The organism is Paenibacillus sp. FSL K6-3182, from assembly GCF_037976325.1.
Lineage (GTDB): Bacteria > Bacillota > Bacilli > Paenibacillales > Paenibacillaceae > Pristimantibacillus.
Map to the genome: position 1 here is coordinate 2,303,201 of NZ_CP150265.1, position 19,770 is coordinate 2,322,970.

Consider the following 19,770-nt stretch of genomic DNA (forward strand, 5'->3'; position numbering starts at 1 on the left):
AATATGGATAAGGTATTCATAGACGCTGGCCAGAGAAATCAATATTTGTGGCGAGAGGATGGAGGGTTTCCCTCAGACTTGCTTAGCAGAGCAGCGGAGTATAGTTCTATGGAGCAGTGTATCCATTTACCCAAAGAGCTCACAGAAATGCTGCTTCGATATGCTGAACATTCCAATCAGCGATTGTATAGCGTACTGCTTACTGCGGTTTATATCATGCTTTATAAATATAAAGGGGATGACCGATTAACGATCGGCATTCCGTCTCAGGGATTCGGAAGTCATATGGACGGGACATGGATTCCGCTTCAAATCAGGGTAGATGAGCAAAATATGCTTCAGTCATTGCTAAAGCAATTAGACGGAGCTCTAAATGAATTCGAGGACAGTAATAAGGGACATATTTTGGAACTAGAAACGATGGATTCCGCCAGAACAAGCAGCTTCAATTCAGGACAGGCTGTAGCCGTAACCTTGGAAAATAGTTATGGGAAACCGAGCGCTGATGGGGTTGGTTTGCTCTTTTCGTACAGTGTCTTGGAGTCAGAATCACCCGCTATAACGCTTACTATGACATATAATAGCTCTGCTTACAGCACGACAATGATGAAAAATCTAGCTAATCATGTTCATCGGGCAGCGGAGCTGTTAGTTCGAGGCGACGACATTCTCATTAGAGATGCAGCCATATTGGATGAAGATGAAGTTCAAGCATTAATAAAATCACTTTGTATTGGTTCATGCTCATCCACTGAACATAAGCCTTTGCATAGAGAGGGAATAGCTGGTGAATTAAGCATAACCCTGCATCAGCTATTCGAGAAGCAGGCTCAATCTCGCCCCCATGAGACGGCACTTATTTGCGGCGAGGAGTCGTTTACTTACGGCACGCTGAATCAGCGGGCACGCGAACTTGCTAGTAGACTGCGCAGAGAAGGCGTGCGTTCAGGAATTGTGGTTGGACTGATGGTGGAGCGAACGGTCGAGCTGGTAGTTGGCATCATCGGCATTTGGAAGGCTGGAGGCGCCTATTTGCCCATTGATTTGGAATACCCAGAGGATCGCATTCATTATATGCTGGAGGATACTAAGGCTCCGGTTTTGTTAACGCAGTACGATTACCTCTCAAAAGCTTCTCAATATGAAGGCAATATTGTTTGTATCGATGAGAGAGACGAGCAGTGCGCTGCTGGCATGGAAGAGAAGAATTCACACATACTCTCAAGCAGCATGGAGCAGGACAATTCCTCTCAAAATCTAGCTTATGTGATCTATACATCAGGTTCAACAGGCAGACCAAAAGGTGTAATGATTCAGCATGAGAGTGCGATACGGTTCATAGAAGGAATGGCAGAGCAAGTAGAATATGTACCAGGAAAAACGATTGTTGCTTTAGCAAGCGCTGCGTTCGATGTATCTATACATGACTTAATTATGCCACTTCTTTATGGGATGAAGGTCGTTCTAGCATCACAAGCGGAGCGCAGAGACCCAGACCTGCTGGATCGTCTCATCGTCAATCATGATGTTGAGATGATGGTAACTACCCCGATGAGACTGCAAATGCTGCTGGCTGGCAAAGAAGAGAGACCATGCTTGCGCTATTTAAAAGATTTGATCATTGGCGGGGAGCCGTTTATTCCAACCCTATGGAATCGGCTGAAGCCTTATCCACAGCTTCGAATATACAATGTTTACGGGCCGACAGAAACGACGGTATGGTCAACCATACAGCGGATAGAGGATAATCATCCCGGAATAGGCAAACCGCTTGCTGGAGTGCGAACGTACATTTTGGATAAGGCGGGACGTCTTCAGCCTCCAGGCGTTGCTGGTGAACTTTGTATAGCGGGGACAAGATTGGCCCAAGGTTACTTTGGGAAGCCGGAGCTTACGGAGGAACAGTTCGTTAGCGACCCTTTTTATCCCGGTGAGAGAATGTATAGAACAGGAGATCTTGCACGCTACTTAAACGACGGAAACCTCGAATTTCTCGGGCGCAGTGACTTTCAAGTGAAAATCCGCGGACATCGCGTCGAGCTGGAGGAAGTTGGAATGATGCTCGCACGGCACGAGGACGTTACTGAATCGGCGGTGCTGCTGGAAGAGGAGCAGTCTAATGGCGGATTGTTATGTGCTTATTATGCAGCGGAGTCTGAATTGTCGACATTAGAGCTTCGCAGCTTTATGGCAAGTCGAGTGCCTGAATATATGGTTCCGCAGCGTTACATTTGGCTTGCAGCATTGCCATTGAATAATAATGGAAAGATTGATCGCAAGGCGCTGCCAAAGCAGAGTGAAGTGGCTCGTTTGCGGGATAATGCTGCATTTGCTCTGCAGCTGCTTGAGCTGGATACCGATACGGAGCGGAAAGTAGCGGCTCTTTGGCAAGAGGTGCTGCATACAGTCGATTTTGCCGCTGAAGACAACTTCTTCGAGGTAGGAGGCAACTCCATTCTGCTTGTTGCTTTACATCACAACTTGGAGCAGCACTACCCTTCTCGTGTATCCGTTGCTGATTTGTTCGGACATGCGACACTCCGCGGAATGGCTGCGCTAATGGATGCACCATTCAGTGAAGAAGGAGATATGGATGGATTAGCAGGGCTGAAAGGTTTAACTTTCCCTAATCGCATCATAAGCAGAGAAACGGGTATAGATCATGCAGCCATTCCCCGTTCATGCAAGCTGGATGAAGCGCTGCTCGGGAAATTGATGCAGCTATCAGAAGACATTGGATCAGATATCGTCGATATATTGCTTGTCCTTTATATGTACGTGCTATCCGATATTACGATGTCCGATGAAGTTACAGTCATCGTCAAAGATGGTGTAGGAGATCGGATGGTGCCTGTGTCGCTGAATATGTCCCACTATATGACGGTTGTGGAAATGATCCCTGAAGTAGTTAATCAACGGGAAAGCGGCGACTATTATACCTTTTCCTCGCTTGCGACAGCAGCTGGTTTCCGTACATTGGACAATGGAATCATACCATGGTTCTCTTCAACCGACTTGAGAGGAATGGAGTCCTATATGCCGCTAATCGGCTTTGCTCTTCAGCTTGAGTTTAGTGAAGACGAGTTAAACATCCGATGTCTATATGATGCTCTTTCATGGGACATAGCAAGTGTGGATGAATTGCTCTCTCTGTATCTAGCATCTCTCAAGGTTGTACTCGCAGAATTAGAAGAGGGAGCTGAAAGCGTATGGTAGGCGGCACATTGCTGTTTCCCGGTCAGGGCTCACAGTATGTTGGCATGGGCAAGGATTTGTATAGAAAATATGAGCTCGCCAAAGAGACCTTTCATGAAGCGAGTGAAGCGATAAACATGGATCTCACAAAACTTATGTTTGAGGGCAGCATGGAGGAATTGACAAGGACGGAATATGCACAGCCAGCTATATTAACTGTAGGGATAGCAATGTACAAAATATACCGAGACCTGCTGGGGAAGGCTCCGCAATTTTTAGCCGGTCATAGCCTTGGAGAAATTACCGCCTTGACTTGTGCAGGGGGTATTCCATTCGACAGCGCTGTCCGTATCGTTCATCGTCGCGGTGAACTCATGCGAGATGCGGACGATGCTGGTAGTGGTGCAATGGCGGCGGTAATATCGCTTAGCGCAGCTGAAGTTGCAGAGATCTGCAAGCACGCTAGTTCCTCGTTTCAGGGTGGAGCTGAAATTGTTGTAGTGTCTAATATTAATTCAGATGATCAGGTTGTCATTTCTGGACATAAAGGAGTATTGAACGAAGCGGTGCAGCGTATCTCCAAGCGGGGAGGCGTTGTCATCCCGCTTCATGTGAGCGCGCCGTTCCACAGTCCTCTTATGGCACCAGCAGCGCAGCTATTTGCAGAGGAGCTTAAAGGACTGAAGCTTGGAACACTCCAGCATCCGGTTGTTTCAAGTGTGACTGCAAGATTATATCGGAGTGCGGATGAGATTCCAGCAGTACTGACAGAGCAGATTACCGCACCCGTACAATGGACAGCGGTTATCCGTTTTTTGCTGGAGAACGGGGTTTCGGAAGCGGTTGAGATGGGCCCCCAATCGATATTGAAGAAACTAGCCAACAATAGTACTACCCTTAGGGTGCTTTCTTTCGACCATGAACCGGATAGGGAACAGCTCCTTGGGAAGGGCCGGGATGAGGGGCAAGACTATTCGTTAGATTTTATTATTCAATGTTTGACTATCGTTACGTGCATGCGTAATCGGAACAGAGATTTAGAGCAGTATGAGCAAGGTGTAGTTGTACCTTACCGCGAGGTTCAGACGATGTTGAATGAGCTTCAGCTTTCTCGTGGCAGGGCAGAGTGGAAGCATTTGGTTAAGGCTTATGAGATGCTGATCTCTGCGTTCCATACGAAGCTTGTTCCAGAGAACGAACAGCAGGATCGATTGGAACAATTGCTTCAAGACAACGGCCTTAAGGATAAATTAGGGAGTCGATTTTTAGCTTCTAATAGAAGTTAAAGGATGTAAAAGGGAAGTCAACCATGCCAAGGAGGACTTTACGATGATTAGCAGCTTGGACGGGCCGATATATGAGTCCCCTCAATATCTATTGCAGCAATTAATACGGTTCAATACAACGAATCCGCCAGGCAATGAGCGAGATTGTATTTATTTTATTCGTGATCTTCTTCTTGAATCGGGAATCAGTGATACGATCATTATTGCTCAAGAAGAGCATAGACCTAATTTAATTGCACGATTAAAGGGGTGCGGAGATGCACCCCCTTTTCTCATGTACGGGCATGTTGACGTTGTAGGTGTAGAGAAGCAAGCATGGACCCGCGATCCATTCGGTGGTGAGATTAGCGATGGTTACGTATGGGGGAGAGGAAGCCTAGATATGAAAGGCGGTGTAGCGATGATGCTTGCCGCCTTTCTAAAAGCTCACGCAGAGAAAACAGTATTACAGGGCGATATGATTTTGGCTATTGTAAGTGATGAAGAAGCAGGCGGGGATTTAGGAGCCTCCTACTTAGTTAAACATCATTCTTATCTTTTTGCTGGCGTGAACTATGCGATAGGGGAGTTTGGGGGCTTCTCCTTTCAAGTAAGCGGCCAAAAATTTTATCCGATTATGGTGGCAGAGAAACAAATTTGTTTCCTTAGAGCTACGGTTAGAGGAGGAGGCGGGCATGGTTCGCTTGGCCAAAATGAAGGAAGCATGGCGCAGCTTGCCTATATGCTGGGAGCGTTAAATAAGGTTAAACTGCCGATTCATGTCACGCCCGCAGCGTCGTATATGATTCAATCCATGGCATCGGCATTGCCCCTATTGCCGAGGTTATTATTGAAAGGGCTGCTTCGGCCACGCCTGAGCAATCTCATGCTGAGGATAATGGGTGACAAGGGAAAGCTGTTTCAACCGCTGCTTCGCAATACAATAAGTGCTACGGTTGTGCATGGTGGCGAAAAAATCAATGTGCATCCAAGTGAAATCATTGTGGAGATGGATGGGAGGCTGCTGCCCGGTTTTACTCCAGAGCAGTTCATTGCCGAGCTGTACGATCATGCCATACAACATCAAATAACGTTAGAAGTGATTCGCCATGACCCTTGTCCAGAAAACCCGGAAATGGAATTGTTTGAATTGCTGTCAGATGTGCTGAAGAAAGCCGATGAAGCTGCAGTGCCTATTCCGATGCTGCTGCCGGGTGGAACAGATGCGAGACATTTTTCAACATTAGGTATTCAAACGTATGGTTTTTTGCCTATGACGCTCCCAGAGGACATGAATTTCTCGGAGTTGATCCATGCAGCAGATGAGCGTGTGCCTGTTGAGGCTATTCGTTTTGGGGCAAAAGCTATTCATGAAGTGATGGCGCGTTATGGAAATTCGAGGTTATGATAGATTCAGACGAGTGCTTTTAGGATTAGTTGAGGGGGAAAGGAGCAGCAAACTGTGCAGGCTGAGATCATGGTTTTGAAAATACCGCAAAACATCACGTCGAATGACTACCGGCAATTGTTAAGTCTCGTATCAGAAGAGAAGCGTTTAAAAATAAGTCGATTGCGACAGCAATGTGATGTTTATCGGACGTTATTTGGTGAAGTGCTTGTACGTGCTGCAATTGTGCGAAACCTAGACCTATCCAATCAAGCAATTCAGTTTACTTCCAATTCATATGGTAAGCCGTCACTTATCGGCTGCGAAGATTTTCACTTTAATATTTCGCATGCTGGAGAATGGGCTGCCTTATTTATAAGCTCTTCCCCGGTAGGCATTGATGTGGAACAAATAGGTGAAATAGATGAAAGTATAGCAAAATCTTATTTTTCGAAAATGGAATATGAACGGTTGTTTTGTTTGAGAGGGGAGGAGCGAACCGCTTATTTCTATGAGCTTTGGACGCTGAAGGAAAGTTACATAAAAGCAAAAGGTAAAGGGTTGTCCATACCGCTGGATTCCTTCTCAATACATATTAGTGAGGATAGCTTCATCGCTTTAACTCCGAGAACGGAAGCTTATTTTTTCAAACAATATGAACTGAACCGAAGCTATAAGCTGGCGGCTTGTACTACTGCTCCAAAGGGATTCCCTAATCAGCTGCAGCATTGGAGCATGGAGGATTTAATACACCTCTTTTTCTAATTGTAATACATTGCGTTTGTACCATTCATGTGAAACGACATGACGCGTAATAAGCGGAAAGCCTTTCTGTACCGAAAGGTGTACTTGGCTTATCGCGCGTCTTTTGTGTTTATACTATAATCAAAGATACATGTGAATGGAAGAAAACGGATGTATGGAGGTTGTTGGATTGACATTAACGTTGATTGGTAAAATTAGTGGCATAAGCAGGTACCCGATTAAGTCATTTGCAGGAGAGGAACTGGATACCTGTAAAATCGATAGATACGGATTAATGGGAGACCGTTGTTACGCTTTTTATGATGAAACAAAGGAAGGCTGGGATAGCTTCTTTACTGCAAGAGAAATCCCGGCAATGCTCGCATACAAAGCGAAGCTGGTTGATGAACGCACGAGCGCAGAGCATCCCAAAGTAGAAATAACTTCTCCAGAGGGTCAGACCTTCAGCTGGGACGAGGAGCTGTTAGCCGAAATGCAGAAGCACTCCAAGAAGAAGATGCGGATGCGCAGCTATCAGGCACAAAGCCCTGATCTTAAAGCGGTGGATGAAGGCAGTATCCTCATCATCACCGATAGGAGTTTGCAAAAGCTCGAAGCGATATGGGGAAAACAGCTGGACGCACGGCGCTTTAGAGCAAATATACTCATTACAGTAGAGGAAGGCGCTTTTGGAGAAAAAGAGTGGATAGGCAGACGAATAACGGTAGGCGGTGCTGAATTGCAAGTGGATAAATATTGTGATCGCTGCTCCATGGTTACGCTTGATCCAGATTCGCTAGCACGTGATGCTTCCTTATTGAAAAAAATTAACACAGAGATGAATTTAAACTTCGGGGTGTATGCTTCTGTAAAAAAGACAGGAGACATTGAAATAGGCGAAAAGGTATTTCTAATGGATTGAAAAAGATCGCTGCCCGAATGCCACTGTGGCAAGGGGGCACGATCTTTTTTTTAACTAGAATGCTTATAGTCGTTTACGTTTATAGAAGACGATGAATGCACAGGAGAGAAGCAGGATCACGATGGCGATTCCAGCCGTCGCGGCTTCTTTAGGACTGCCTTGTGCCTGAGTTTGCTGCGTGCCAGGGCCGCCGAAGCCGCCTCCCATGCCGCCACCCATATCGTTTGGTCTTTGGCCGCCAAACCCGCCTTGCATGCCGCCTTGCTGATTAGGCATTTGTCCATCTGGAGGCGTCATGCCCCCATCGCCCTGAGGGACTTGCCCGTCAGGAGCAGCGGTACCTGCATTGCCTTGAGTGCTCTGCGTAGTAGGGGAGGTAGTGTTATCAACTACTTGCTGAACGACGCCATCTGCCACAGCACCTTGCGGACTCAGCTCTTTGTTCGCTGTAATACCGGCATTTTGCTGCCCGGCTCCTGCATTAACAGCAGCTTTGCTGTTTCCGGTGTTGCCCTGAGCGTTGCCCTGCTGACCGTTTGGCCGATTGCCGCCGAATCCGCCACCACCGCCCATGCCACCACCGCCACCCATCCCGCCGCCGCTGCCAGATCCGTCGCCTGCAGCAGGAATAGTGCCGGCGAGCTGCTGTGCAATGGTACTGGTTTGCTGCGAATTAAAGGAAACAACCTGAGCAACGCCTTGCTCATATTGCTCATACGTGTAGAAGGAGGAAGGGTCTGCCTTTACATAATCCGAGATCATAGCTTTAATTACATCGACCCTTTCCTGAAACTTATCTGTTGCCAAATATCCTTCTAGCATGCTTGTAACGATTTCGTGATATTTATCTTTATAGGCATCCACTTTAAGCAGCTTGTCAATAAGCGGCCGATCGGCTATCGCGCCGGTAGTTGGCTCATCAATGAGCACGCTGGAGCCGCCGAAACCGCCAAAGGACATATTGTAATCCCAAGGCAAAATGCTGAAAATACCATCATCCTCATACAAATAATAATTATGTTTTTTCTCAGAGAGGTAGCTGTCAAAGTTGCCGGCTACTGCGTTTAAGGCAATGAACTTAAGCGCTTCATCAACGTCCAGCACACTCTCGTAATTTGCGCCATTGTTCAGTTCATCCAGCATATCGAGCAAGATATCATCATTTGATTTGTCGGACTTCAAATCGAGTCCCGTATAGGCATCGATCGTTTCAAGCCAGTTGAGCTCGCTGCCGTTTCCGCCGTTTGCTTTGTAAAGCGCGCCATATGCATTGCCAAAATTACGTTCAAGATAGGCATCGCCAATCTGCTCGACAGCCAAATAAAAGCCCCAAAGCTCGCCATTGACGTAAACATTGACATAAGAATATTTTGGCGTTGGAAGTCCCATTTGCTCAGCAAGCTCATACGATAGAAACTCTCGCATATAAGAGGCATCGCTGTAGTTGTTATTTAAATTAATTTTGCTTATTCCTTGCAAGGTTTGATTAACATACTCATCGAATGAAATTTTAAAGCTGTACCGATCGGAATCGGTCATTCTTACGACACTGTTCAAGCTGAGATTGCCCTTCGTTCGAATGGCTACGTTATCGAACTTCTGACCGTTATATTCGACCGAGGCTTCTTTATATTCCTCCGCGCTGGCGTTGTCCAGCATATTTTGGAACGCATCCTCGTCGATCGTAATTTTTACATCTACGATTTTATCTTTAGGAAAAACCGTTTCATCTAGCTTTTGCTCATCCGCTGATTTCTCATCTGTACCCGTTGACGCACCCGAGCTGCTGAGACTGAAGGATGTACCGCCTGCGGCACATCCAGCGAGTAAAGTAATCAGGAGAATGGAGCAAAAGCATAATAAGATTACACGCGCTTTCGCTTTCATAAAAACACCTCCCGATAATTAGGATACATAGTCCCCGCTATAGCTAATAAGTACGGCGTTACGAACGCCAGCCAGCTCCGTCAGTTGGTTAACGAAACGTCCGGTTTCGTCGCGAAGGCGAATTTCCAGCGTCATTTCAATATTGCCCTGCGTCACTGTTTTTTGCTTCACGTTATAACGCTTAACGAGCGTGCCGACTTGCTTGTGAACAAGCTGCTCGGTAGCATCACTGTCGCAGTTAACAACAAGCAGGTAAGGTGTTTCCACCGATCCGCCCTTAACGAAGAAGAACAGAATAAGACCAACCACAACCGAACCAATTACCGCTAGTGTAAAGAAGCCCGCGCCTGTAACGATACCTGCAACGGCAGCCCAGAATAAGAAAATTAAATCGGTTGGATCTTTAATTGGAGTACGGAAACGGACGATGGACAGAGCGCCAACCATACCAAGCGACAGCACGAGATTGGAGTTAATCGCGATAATGACAACTGCTGTAATCATGGTCATGCCGATCAGCGAAACGTTAAAGCTTTTTGAATAAAGCACGCCGCTAAATATTCGTTTATAAAGCAAGTAAATAAAGAAGCCAAGTAAAAAAGCGACGCCCAGCGTAATCAATATTTTCGAGAGGCTGATATCAGAAGCAAAGTTATCCAGTACTGAATTTTTTAAAAGATCGGCAAAATTTGTTGTCGTCTCCGTTGCAGCCGCGGCAGTTGTATTGGTTTCCATTTTAATAATCCTCCCATGTGTTGAACTTCAAATGTTTTCGGCAGATGACATATTTTGAAGCGGATTGCCGGTTTAGTCCTTCAAGCTGCAAAGCGATTCGAATAAAAGCTGGAATGTATTCGTCATATTTCACCTCAAGAATGATTAAATCATTGTCGAGTGCGCGTACGGGCTCCACCTTTTCATCAAAAATATTAACGGCATGAAGTCCTGTGCGCAGCTCCTTGTCGAACGTAATGCGTACGTTGCCGTTAGCGTAAACATATGGCTCACGGACATAATCGACGATGACCTTCGGACGCAGCAAATGATGCTTCATTTCATTGTGAATTTCGTTCAAAAGCGGCTTGTCCGGCCCTCTAAGGACGTCGTAATCGCCATCCATAAGCTTGTCGTACATTTCCCTCGTTAGCGGTTCCTTCACCTTTGCGATGTAGTCCTTGAATTTAATCTTTTTCTCAAAATGAATGACATGGTCTTGGCCATTGTATATGCGGATACGATATTTGACCCGATCACGAATGCCGCCAAGCTTCTCATGCAAAGCTTTGTTGTTTATATCATCAAAATATAAGCTTCTAATATGGTACTCGCCTGACGGACCGACATGTTTGTCTTGTTCCATCAGATCCTTTAGCCGCTGGCGAATAATAAAGTATTGATGATAGTTAATGAAAAATTTCAATTCATGGCGATAGTTTAGGTTCTTGTTCATCTCACACCTCATTTCATGTTCAGCGCCCCTCGCTGCTTACAAATGTTATTCTACGGGCCTTTACTTATTCTTAACTTAAGGCTGGCTGAAAGATTGCTGAATGCGCCGTGCAACAGCTTTTTGTTAAGATATAATTAAAATTAGATAGAGAAGAAGGAGTGTGACTAGGATAAAAATCCGAAAAGACATGATGATACTGCTCATATGCTGCGCCTTATTAGTTGTTGGAGCCATTGGCATGGAATGGTTAAAGGCCAATAAGTCGGTGAAGCCAGCCGCGATTGTGACCACGTTCAAGGGCGATCCAAAAACTAGCCGCGCCTTCACTTGGCATAGTACGAATGTACACTCCGATTCAATTGTTCAGATCATTGAAGGAGCCGTCCCTAGCGATTGGGAAGAGGCTCTTGTAATGACCTTTAAGGGTACGACATCATCGATTGACATAGGTGAGGATACTTTGCGCGGTGTTCATAAAGCAGAAGCTACCGGCCTTAAGCCGGGAACCACATACACGTACCGAGTAGGCAGCGGAGAAAAAGAGGCATGGAGCGATGCTGCACAATTTAGGACGGAGGCTGAAGCAAGCGATGCTTTTACTTTCATAAACGTAACGGATTCGCAAGGCGTGACGGAGCAGGATTTTGAGCTATGGGGAAATACGCTGGATCAGGCGTTTAACGTTTTTCCGGCGTCTGCCTTTATCGTCCATAATGGTGATCTGACAGAAGAGCCCACCGATGAGCAAGCCTGGATCGAGCTTTTCGCAAAAGCAGGCAAGTGGGTAACACAGGTTCCATTTATGCCAGTTACGGGCAACCATGATGAAGTGGATGGAGATGCCAAGCGATTTGTTTCTCATTTCAACTTACCTGCGAGTGGCGCGAAGGGATCGAATGCGGGAACGACATACTCGTTTGATTATGGTTCTGTTCATTTTGTTATTTTAAATTCGGAATCGAATATAAAGGAGCAAACCAGCTGGCTGAAAAAAGATTTGGAGAGCACGGATCAGCCATGGAAAATCGTTGCTCTGCATCAAGGGCCTTATGGAGGCAATACGAACAAGAAGGTAAAGGATTGGACAACGCTATTTGACGAATTTGAGGTTGATTTGGTGCTGCAGGGTCATAATCATGAGTACTCCAGATCCTATCCGCTTCGTGATGGTCAAATCACAGGCGACGGTGATCAAGCGGTCCAAAACCGAGAGGGCACTGTATATGTGGTAACCAATACTGCAGGGCAAAAATTCAATGAGAAAAAGGAAAATAAGTTTTATCATAAGGTTCATTTTCAGAATGAGAAGCAAATGTTTGCAGGGATTACGGTAAACGGCGACAATCTAACTTATCAAGCCTATGACGTGGAAGGTGCAAAGCTGGATGAGTTTGTGCTTCAGCACGGAGCAGCAGATTCAAAAATGAAGTGACATTACAAAAAGCCGATTTCTTTGCAAGCTAAGAAATTCGGCATTTTTCATTTAAATAATGTTTTTAGTTTTTGTTTGATCCCATTTATTATTTTTTGTCCGGTATTTACTTTATGAAGTGCAATGTCCCACAGCAGGACATCTCGATCGGATGTATGATTAACAATTTTTATAGTAAGCTCCTTTGCTCCATTCAAAGGGATTTGAAAAAACTCGGAAGGAAGCTCTTCCTGTCCATCGAAACTCCATCCAAACGAATGGATTACGGTTCCGTCTGCGCTAAAAATGAGATCGATATTTCCATTGCCGGCACTTTGAATTAAGTCTTTTGATATCGCGAGATTACCTGCTATCATGTGATATTTGCCGTCTAAAAGATAGGTAAACTCATTTGTTCGTGTATTGTTTCGGCTGTACATATTTAGTTTCGGCTCAACGTTCTCTTGGGCTGCGGGGAAGCTGGAGAGGCTTTTATCCCAAAGAACAGTTCCAGCCTTTAATGGCAGTTTATCTAAAGCGATAACCTCGCTGCTTGCTTTATCTAGATAATTATTAATGCCTCCAATACTGCCGATGACACCAATCGCAAGTACAATTGCTGTTATTATAATTTTGCAGAAGCCTTTAAATGTATCACGCTCATGTCGAACAAACCTTTGTGCGCAGTAGCCTACTGCAGCACCTAACGTATTAATAATAATATCGTTGATATCAAAGGAGCCTAAACGGGAAAGCATCTGCAGCGTCTCAAGCATGGTAATCGATACAATAAATAGCAGTATAAAACCCAAAAAACGAGAACGAAACAGAAGCGGGATCATGATTCCGAAAGGTATAAATGCTGCAAAGTTGCCGAACTCAAAAAGCGAAAATGAAAACTCTCTCTGCATAGGGAGGAATAAATGGATCTTCTCGGGTATTAGATTATATCGCAAGCCGCTGTCATGAATAGAAGCAGCTCTGTTGAATCCGACATATAAGAAATAGAAGATTAGTACGGTATATAAAACCAACAGTAAAATAGTTATTTTTCGCAGCTTTCCTTGATACATCGTTACATCCTTTCTTGTCTGAGTGCGGTAATTACCAGAATAATTGCTTTACGTGTTATTCTATAGAATAAACATGAAAACTTTTTTAAGCATCTCTTATTTTTTCCTGAAGATTACTTTTATCCAAGACGATATTCTGATATTATCGGTGTAACTTTTTAAATGTATTTAATAAGTATAGCAATCAGAGGTGGTGATCATCATAAATGAGCTATTTGCAACTCCAAAAGAATGGAAGAAAGTTATTTTACGCAGCATTCGAGCGGCTCTTCTGGAGCATGGGAGTGCCACGAAGGTTGAGCTAAGTCAGAAGCTAGGAGTAAGCTTCCCAACCATTAGTAAGTTTCTCACGCAAATGGAAAAGGACGGGGAACTCATTTTAGTTGGTCTCGATCATTCAAGTGGCGGGAGAAGAGCAAACAGATACGCATACAATCCCGAGTTCATGCTCGGTTTGGCTATATTTTTAGAAAAAACAGAAACTAACTATACCATTTTTAATTGTTTAGGCGAAGAGAAAGAACAAGGCAGTACTTCAAGTGTGCTATTGGATGATGCTTTGAGCTTATCTCATTTACTTGAAAGCATTATTGAAAAGCATCCCAAAATCAGCTCTGTAGCTATAGGTGTGCCGGGTTCAGTCAATAATGGCCGAATTATTTTCATCCCAAGCTATGAACAGTTTCATGATTTTGATTTAAAAGGACATTTTGAGGAGCGTTTATCCATACCTGTCGTTGTAGAGAATGATATGAATGCGGCTGTCCTTGGATACTACGACAACCGAAACAATAAAGACAAGGGTTCCTTGGTCTACTTGTATTTGGGTCAAAATGGTCCTGGTGCCGGCATTATGATTAATGGTGATGTCGTGCGAGGCAGTACGTTTTTCTCAGGAGAAATATCCTTCGTTCCTCAGTATGATGACCGAAATTTTGTACAAGCCCTCAATAACGAGGATGGAACAGAAACTGCATTGGTTCATGATGAGAAAAAGATTGATGCGATTAGTCGGTTGGTAGCCTCATTTACAGCTACAATAAACCCGCACACGATTATTTTTTCCAATGATGAAATAAATAAGCAAATAACCGACCAAATAACATTAAGAAGCGCAGCCTATATTCCTAAAGAACATTTGCCGGAGCTTACTGTGAGCGACTGGAAACAAGATTATTTGTATGGATTACAGAAGCTTGGTTTAGGCCTAATGATTTCAGGAACAAAAAAGTAATCGAATGTAGTGACCAGACAAACCGTATTTCTGCTTACAATTGAAACAACAAACAGGAGTGGTACCGAATGAAGACAGAAAAAGAGAAAATGCTGAATGGTGAGCTTTATAATGCAGCCGATGCTGTGCTGATTGCGGATAGAATGAACGCTCGCAGACTAACGAGGTTATTCAATCAAACCTTGGAGACAGAGGATAACAAAAGAACGGAGCTGCTAAAGGAATTGTTCGGATCCACAGGCAAAAGTCTATATGTCGAGTCCACTTTCCGTTGTGATTACGGCTACAACATTCATGTTGGAGAAAACTTTTATGCTAATTTTGATAGTGTACTATTGGACGTTTGCGAAATTCGAATTGGCAACAATTGTTTTCTTGCACCAGGAGTTCACATCTACACAGCAACTCACCCCTTGAATGCAAAGGAGAGAATATCTGGCGTTGAATACGGAAAACCGGTAACGATTGGCCATAATGTATGGATAGGCGGGAGAGCCGTTATAAACCCTGGCGTGAACATCGGCAATAATGTCGTTGTTGCTTCCGGTGCTGTCGTTACAAAGGATGTGCCAGATAACGTAGTTGTAGGTGGAAATCCCGCCAAGATTATAAAGCAGATTGAAGAGTAATGGAACGTAATTGAAATTTTTTATTAAACAAAATTGGGGGCTTATGCTTGTTTAAGGTGCCGAGCTTGAGAAAATAATATCGTCGACCATCCATGTATTTTGAATTTGTTTAAGGATGATTCTTCGCTCGACAATCATACCTCCAGCATTTAAGGGGGATTCATATTGATTAATATATCCTTCCTTTCCTTCGGAATGACTGTATGCTGTACCTGTGAATGGAACGTTGAACTCTAGCCCATTTTGTTTGATGATTTTATTAATGAATGTGCCAGTAAAATTGGATTTAAAATGGGCTCTAATTTGTGAATAGGAAGATAGCTTAGTCGCTTCGTTCGCTTTTTGGATCAGCGTATTGATATGTCCTTGCGGGATCGTAGACAAGTTAAAAGTAGACTCTGTAGTAATTCTAACTTGTTTGTCGCCTAAAGAAACGTCGGCTACTCTACTTTCAGCATCCCAAGAAATGGTACCGCCTAAGGTTTGTGAGATAAAGCGAATGGGGATGTATGTAACCCCTTTGGTTATTTGAGCAGGAACATCAATCGTGATTTCAGTACCATTCTGCATCACTTTATTTGAATTCATTTTGAGCATAACTTCGGTTTTTCCGTTAAGAATGGTTACCGTTTTGGACTGTTGGTTCCAATTAACCTCAGCCCCTAACCCTGCAGCAACATAGCGTACTGGAACTAAAGTGCGTCCCTGAACCACTTTTCCTTCTATTACGAATGGCTGATTTGCTGCTTCAGCATGAATGTGATTAACTGAAAATATGCTGGCAGACAACATAAGAGATAATAATGCAATAGTAGTTTTTTTCATCTGAAAGCCCTCCATATCATGTATATCGTAATAGACGTCTCCACAAAGGATTAGTTGCTTAGATAACCTAAGCAATTTAATCCTTTTTTCATTTTTATTTTGTCAGGATGGGTGTAAACTGAAAGGAAAGATTGCTATACAGATATGAAAGTGTGGATAGGAGGCTGGACAGCTTTATGCAGGTGAAAATCGATAAGGATCGGTTCGTTCGCAATGAGCGCGAAGCGGAAATCGTGGCGACAGCGGATCAGCTGGCAAGCAAGTTTGCAGGAAGATCAGCTAAGCATGATAGGGAAGGCTCTTTTCCACATGACAACTTTGCCGATATGCGGGAGTGCGGGTATTTGAAGCTTACTGTGCCGAAGCAATATGGCGGGGATGAGGCGTCATTGTATGAATTTGTACTAGCACAGGATCATTTGGCCCGCGGTGACGGTTCAACGGCGCTCGCCGCGGGCTGGCATCTGGGACAGGTGATGCAAATGCGGATAAGCCGTCCATGGCCCGAAGCTTTATACGCCAGCTTTTGCAAAGAGGTTGTAAGCAAAGGCGCCACAATAAATCATTATGCAAGCGAGCGAGCAACTGGAAGCCCGAGCAGAGGCGGCAAGCCGGAAACTACAGCGATAAGAACGGCTGGAGGTTTCCTTATTAACGGGCGCAAGACCTATAGCACGCTTAGTCCTGATGTGTCTTATTTCACCATATCTGCATGGATGGAAGAAGAAAATCGTGCAAGCGAGTTTTTAATTCCAATGGGTGCAGGCATAAGTATTGAGGAAACATGGGATACACTTGGCATGCGGGCAACTGGAAGCCATGACCTCCTGTTGAATCAAGTATTCGTGCCAGACAGCGGTACGCTTGAAGGCGCAGAAATTAATCGTAAAGGCGGGACGGCCTTCGATGGCGGAACGCTGCTTCATATTCCTGCCTGTTATATCGGCATTGCACATGCGGCACGTGATTTTGCAATTCACTTTGCCCAAAACTATCGGCCTAACAGTTTGCCAGGCCCAATATCCGAACTGCCAACGATCCAGCGGCAAATTGGCGAAATGGAAGCGGAGCTAATAACGGCTCGCACCTTACTCTACAGCATCGCCGATCGCTGGGACCGGGAGCCGGAGGGACGGAGCGGATTAAAGCCCGAGCTGGGCCTCGCTAAATATGTGGCGACCAATTCAGCCGTTCGCATCGTTGATCTTGCCATGAGAATAGTGGGTGGAACCAGCTTGTCTCGCACGCTTCCGCTGGAGCGGATGTACCGGGATGTTCGCGCAGGCTTGCATAATCCGCCGATGGATGATATTACTTTAAACGGATTAGCTCAGCGGGCATTAGCAGAGATGCAGTCTGCGGAATAAATAATAAATCATGAAGAAGAGGCAGTCTCAAAAGTAGAAAATCTACTTTTGAGACTGCCTCTTCCTGTTTTTTCTAAGTTAATCTTGCATATCAATCGGCTGGAGCGGGGTGGTTGGGAGCAAAATGCGGAAGGTTGTTCCTGCTCCGGGCAAGCTGTCTACTGTAATTGTACCTCTATGAGCATCTACAATCGATTTCGTAATGGCAAGCCCGAGACCTGCGCCGCCCTTCTTACGCGTTCTGGATGATTCGTTTCGATAAAAGCGCTCAAACAAATGCGGCAGATGCACGGCCTCAATCCCTGTTCCATTGTCGGCAACGCGTATTTCAGCTTGATTATTGTACGAAGCGAGCGTGATGCTGATCACGCCTGTCTCCGAATCGGTATGCTGCACCGCGTTGAAAAATAAATTGAGCACCACCTGTTTCAGCTTATCCGCATGGAACTGACCGCTCACATGAGGAGTGAGAAGCAGCTCTACTATGCGATTGCCAGCAATCAATTGTAATTGAGGTTCCATCTCGAGCAGAAGCGCATCCAGCTTTGTTTCGGCCAGCTGCAGCTGCGGGTCTTGATCAAGCTTCGCCAGCACGAGTAAATCCTCGACCAGCTTGTTGATACGATTGGATTCAAGAAACATGCTGTTAAGCGCGCGCGCGAGTTGATCCGGATTCGAGGCCGCTCCGCGCAGCAGCACTTCTAGAAATCCGTGAATCGAAGTAAGCGGTGTACGCAGCTCATGGGAGGCGTCCGCTACGAAACGCCGCATTTTTTCAGTTGTTTTCCGTTCCGCCTCGAAGGAATGATCGAGTCGCTCAAGCATCCCATTAAACGCATCGGATAAACGATCGATTTCCTCTTGTCCTTGGCTGGCGGGAATTCGTTTCGTTAAGCTGCCTGCATCGGTTTGCTGCGCTGCCACAACGACGCGAGATAAAGGGCGAAGCGTACGCCGAAGCAGCGGCAAATAAAGCGCGAGCCCTGCTGCAAGTGCAAGGACAGATAAGCCAGCGAATATGGCAAGCTGTGTCATGAGCAGCTGCTTGAGTGAATCAGTTTCGGTGCTTACTTGAATGAGGCCTTCGGCTCTGCCTGGCGGTCCAGCCATACGATAGACGACTAGCTGCTCGATGCCTTCAGCATTGTTCAGGATTTTATAGCCGATTTGCTTATGCGCTTTAAGCTGAATTCTAATCTGCTCATATTCGTCCGTTGATAGAAGCGGGGCGTTAAGGTTATTATCCTTCGATACGTCGGCCGTGACACCGTTTGGATCAATAAGGACGATAGACAAGCCCGGTTGATAGAACATGGGCGAGTCGCGTCGATCTCGCTGCGGCCGTTCAGCCGAATTAGCAGGATCACCCTGATTGCTCGTTTCAGGGCGATTATTCGTATCTTTCCCATCCATAAACCAATCCATGGGCATCGACATGATTTGAGCATTTAAGGCATCGGCTTTATTTTGAAAAATAAAGTCCTTCATAATGAAGTATTGAAGCACGCCAATTAACAGAAACAAAGCCGCTAGTATAAGCAGCGACCGATATAATAACTGATATTTTAGTGAACGTGGAGCAAAGAAACGAGTGATGTCGGACCTTTTAATAAGCGTCATGGCAGATCCATCCGATAGCCGGCCCCGCGGAGTGTTCGAATGAGGCGATGCTCCTTGTCGTCCAATTTGTCGCGAAGCGAGCGGATATACACCTCGACAATATTTTCTTCTCCACCGAATTGATATCCCCATACCTTATCTAAAATGAGCGATTTACTAAGCACGACACCATGATTTAGAATGATAAACCTTAGCAGCTCATATTCGGTAGGAGACAGTTCAAGAACCTGTTCCATATAAATGAGTTCTTTGCGGCGGTCATCGAGCCGGAACGGTCCATACACAGCTTCACCAAGCAAATTAGGAAACTGATTCCGCAGTCTTGCACCTATGCGGGCAAGCAGCTCGCTGAAGCTGAAGGGCTTCACCAAATAGTCGTCAGCTCCAAGGGTTAAGCCTTTGACACGATCCTCAATCTCATCTTTTGCTGTCAGCATAATAATAGCGATATTTTCGCCGGTAGCCCTTAATGCCTCGCATACTTCAAATCCGTTCAGCCCGGGCATCATCACATCGAGGATGACGACATGGGGCTGAAAGGTACTCGCTTCCTGCAAAGCGGATTCCCCGTCATAGGCGAATCGAATATCAAATCCTTCGTTGATGAGCCCAAGCTCCAGAAATTGCACGATATTTGGTTCATCATCCACAAGCAATATTTTAATCCCTTTGAAGGACACCATTTCAAATTCCCCTTTCGCAGCTTACCCCTCTATTATCTGTCTTTTTAGAAAAAGATGCATCTGTTTACTCGTTCTTTC

Annotated in this window: 16 protein-coding genes; 9 read left to right on the forward strand and 7 right to left on the reverse strand. The window is 45.2% G+C overall.

The features are described from left to right. Window positions 1–3: 3 nt before the first annotated feature. The 5 genes from MHH56_RS09940 to MHH56_RS09960 all read left to right on the forward strand — a co-directional run bounded on the left by MHH56_RS09940 (window position 4) and on the right by MHH56_RS09960 (window position 7,513). Complete coding sequence (locus MHH56_RS09940; RefSeq protein ID WP_339207973.1) at window positions 4–3,216, forward strand: non-ribosomal peptide synthetase; 3,213 nt, start codon at window positions 4–6, stop codon at window positions 3,214–3,216. Then, the gene (gene fabD, locus MHH56_RS09945; protein ID WP_339207974.1) at window positions 3,210–4,481 is read left to right on the forward strand and encodes an ACP S-malonyltransferase; all 1,272 of its coding nucleotides are present in this window, start codon (window positions 3,210–3,212) and stop codon (window positions 4,479–4,481) included. The genes MHH56_RS09940 and fabD overlap by 7 nt, the downstream gene beginning before the upstream one ends. 43 nt (window positions 4,482–4,524) lie before the next feature. Then, a complete protein-coding gene (locus tag MHH56_RS09950; RefSeq protein ID WP_339207975.1) occupies window positions 4,525–5,868 on the forward strand; it encodes a M20/M25/M40 family metallo-hydrolase in 1,344 nt (447 codons plus the stop codon). A 69-nt stretch (window positions 5,869–5,937) separates the two neighbouring features. Then, window positions 5,938–6,612 carry a 4'-phosphopantetheinyl transferase superfamily protein gene (locus tag MHH56_RS09955; protein WP_339207976.1) on the forward strand — a complete coding sequence of 225 codons (675 nt, stop codon included), beginning with the start codon at window positions 5,938–5,940 and terminating at the stop codon, window positions 6,610–6,612. 169 nt (window positions 6,613–6,781) lie between these two features. Then, window positions 6,782–7,513, forward strand: coding sequence for an MOSC N-terminal beta barrel domain-containing protein (locus MHH56_RS09960; RefSeq protein WP_339207977.1), 732 nt, complete (start codon window positions 6,782–6,784; stop codon window positions 7,511–7,513). A 63-nt stretch (window positions 7,514–7,576) separates the two neighbouring features. On the opposite strand, the gene MHH56_RS09965 is transcribed toward MHH56_RS09960, so the two are convergent. From MHH56_RS09965 to MHH56_RS09975, 3 genes are read right to left on the reverse strand one after another with little or no spacing between them, the layout of a single operon-like run. Continuing rightward, window positions 7,577–9,400 carry a CotH kinase family protein gene (locus MHH56_RS09965; RefSeq protein WP_339207979.1) on the reverse strand — a complete coding sequence of 608 codons (1,824 nt, stop codon included), beginning with the start codon at window positions 9,398–9,400 and terminating at the stop codon, window positions 7,577–7,579. Window positions 9,401–9,418: 18 nt separating this feature from the next. Then, window positions 9,419–10,135 (reverse strand): DUF4956 domain-containing protein, encoded by a 717-nt coding sequence (locus MHH56_RS09970; protein WP_339207980.1) that lies wholly within the window; start codon window positions 10,133–10,135, stop codon window positions 9,419–9,421. A 1-nt stretch (window position 10,136) separates the two neighbouring features. Beyond that, complete coding sequence (locus MHH56_RS09975) at window positions 10,137–10,850, reverse strand: polyphosphate polymerase domain-containing protein (RefSeq protein WP_339207981.1); 714 nt, start codon at window positions 10,848–10,850, stop codon at window positions 10,137–10,139. Between the two features lie 187 nt (window positions 10,851–11,037). Between MHH56_RS09975 and MHH56_RS09980 the strand changes: the two genes are divergently transcribed. Then, a complete protein-coding gene (locus MHH56_RS09980) occupies window positions 11,038–12,282 on the forward strand; it encodes a metallophosphoesterase family protein (RefSeq protein WP_339207982.1) in 1,245 nt (414 codons plus the stop codon). 47 nt (window positions 12,283–12,329) lie between these two features. Here MHH56_RS09980 and MHH56_RS09985 read toward each other — a convergent pair whose 3' ends face one another. After that, complete coding sequence (locus MHH56_RS09985) at window positions 12,330–13,334, reverse strand: VanZ family protein (RefSeq protein WP_339207984.1); 1,005 nt, start codon at window positions 13,332–13,334, stop codon at window positions 12,330–12,332. A gap of 202 nt (window positions 13,335–13,536) precedes the next feature. Between MHH56_RS09985 and MHH56_RS09990 the strand changes: the two genes are divergently transcribed. Both MHH56_RS09990 and MHH56_RS09995 read left to right on the forward strand, forming a co-directional pair. Further along, a complete protein-coding gene (locus tag MHH56_RS09990; protein ID WP_339209546.1) occupies window positions 13,537–14,568 on the forward strand; it encodes an ROK family transcriptional regulator in 1,032 nt (343 codons plus the stop codon). A 68-nt stretch (window positions 14,569–14,636) separates the two neighbouring features. Continuing rightward, window positions 14,637–15,197: a maltose acetyltransferase domain-containing protein gene (locus MHH56_RS09995; protein WP_339207985.1), complete on the forward strand. Its 561-nt coding sequence runs from the start codon at window positions 14,637–14,639 to the stop codon at window positions 15,195–15,197. A 51-nt stretch (window positions 15,198–15,248) separates the two neighbouring features. Here the strand turns inward: MHH56_RS09995 and MHH56_RS10000 are convergent, their stop codons facing one another. Then, entirely contained in the window at window positions 15,249–16,022 is a 774-nt protein-coding gene (locus MHH56_RS10000) for a copper amine oxidase N-terminal domain-containing protein (RefSeq protein WP_339207986.1), read from the reverse strand. Between the two features lie 176 nt (window positions 16,023–16,198). Here MHH56_RS10000 and MHH56_RS10005 point away from each other — a divergent pair, with 176 nt between their 5' ends. Next, window positions 16,199–17,389: an acyl-CoA dehydrogenase family protein gene (locus tag MHH56_RS10005; RefSeq protein WP_339207987.1), complete on the forward strand. Its 1,191-nt coding sequence runs from the start codon at window positions 16,199–16,201 to the stop codon at window positions 17,387–17,389. 78 nt (window positions 17,390–17,467) lie between these two features. Here the strand turns inward: MHH56_RS10005 and MHH56_RS10010 are convergent, their stop codons facing one another. Next, window positions 17,468–19,009 (reverse strand): ATP-binding protein, encoded by a 1,542-nt coding sequence (locus tag MHH56_RS10010; protein ID WP_339207988.1) that lies wholly within the window; start codon window positions 19,007–19,009, stop codon window positions 17,468–17,470. Beyond that, on the reverse strand, window positions 19,006–19,692 hold the full coding sequence (locus tag MHH56_RS10015) for a response regulator transcription factor (RefSeq protein WP_339207990.1): 687 nt from the start codon (window positions 19,690–19,692) through the stop codon (window positions 19,006–19,008). The genes MHH56_RS10010 and MHH56_RS10015 overlap by 4 nt, the downstream gene beginning before the upstream one ends. Window positions 19,693–19,770: the final 78 nt, after the last annotated feature.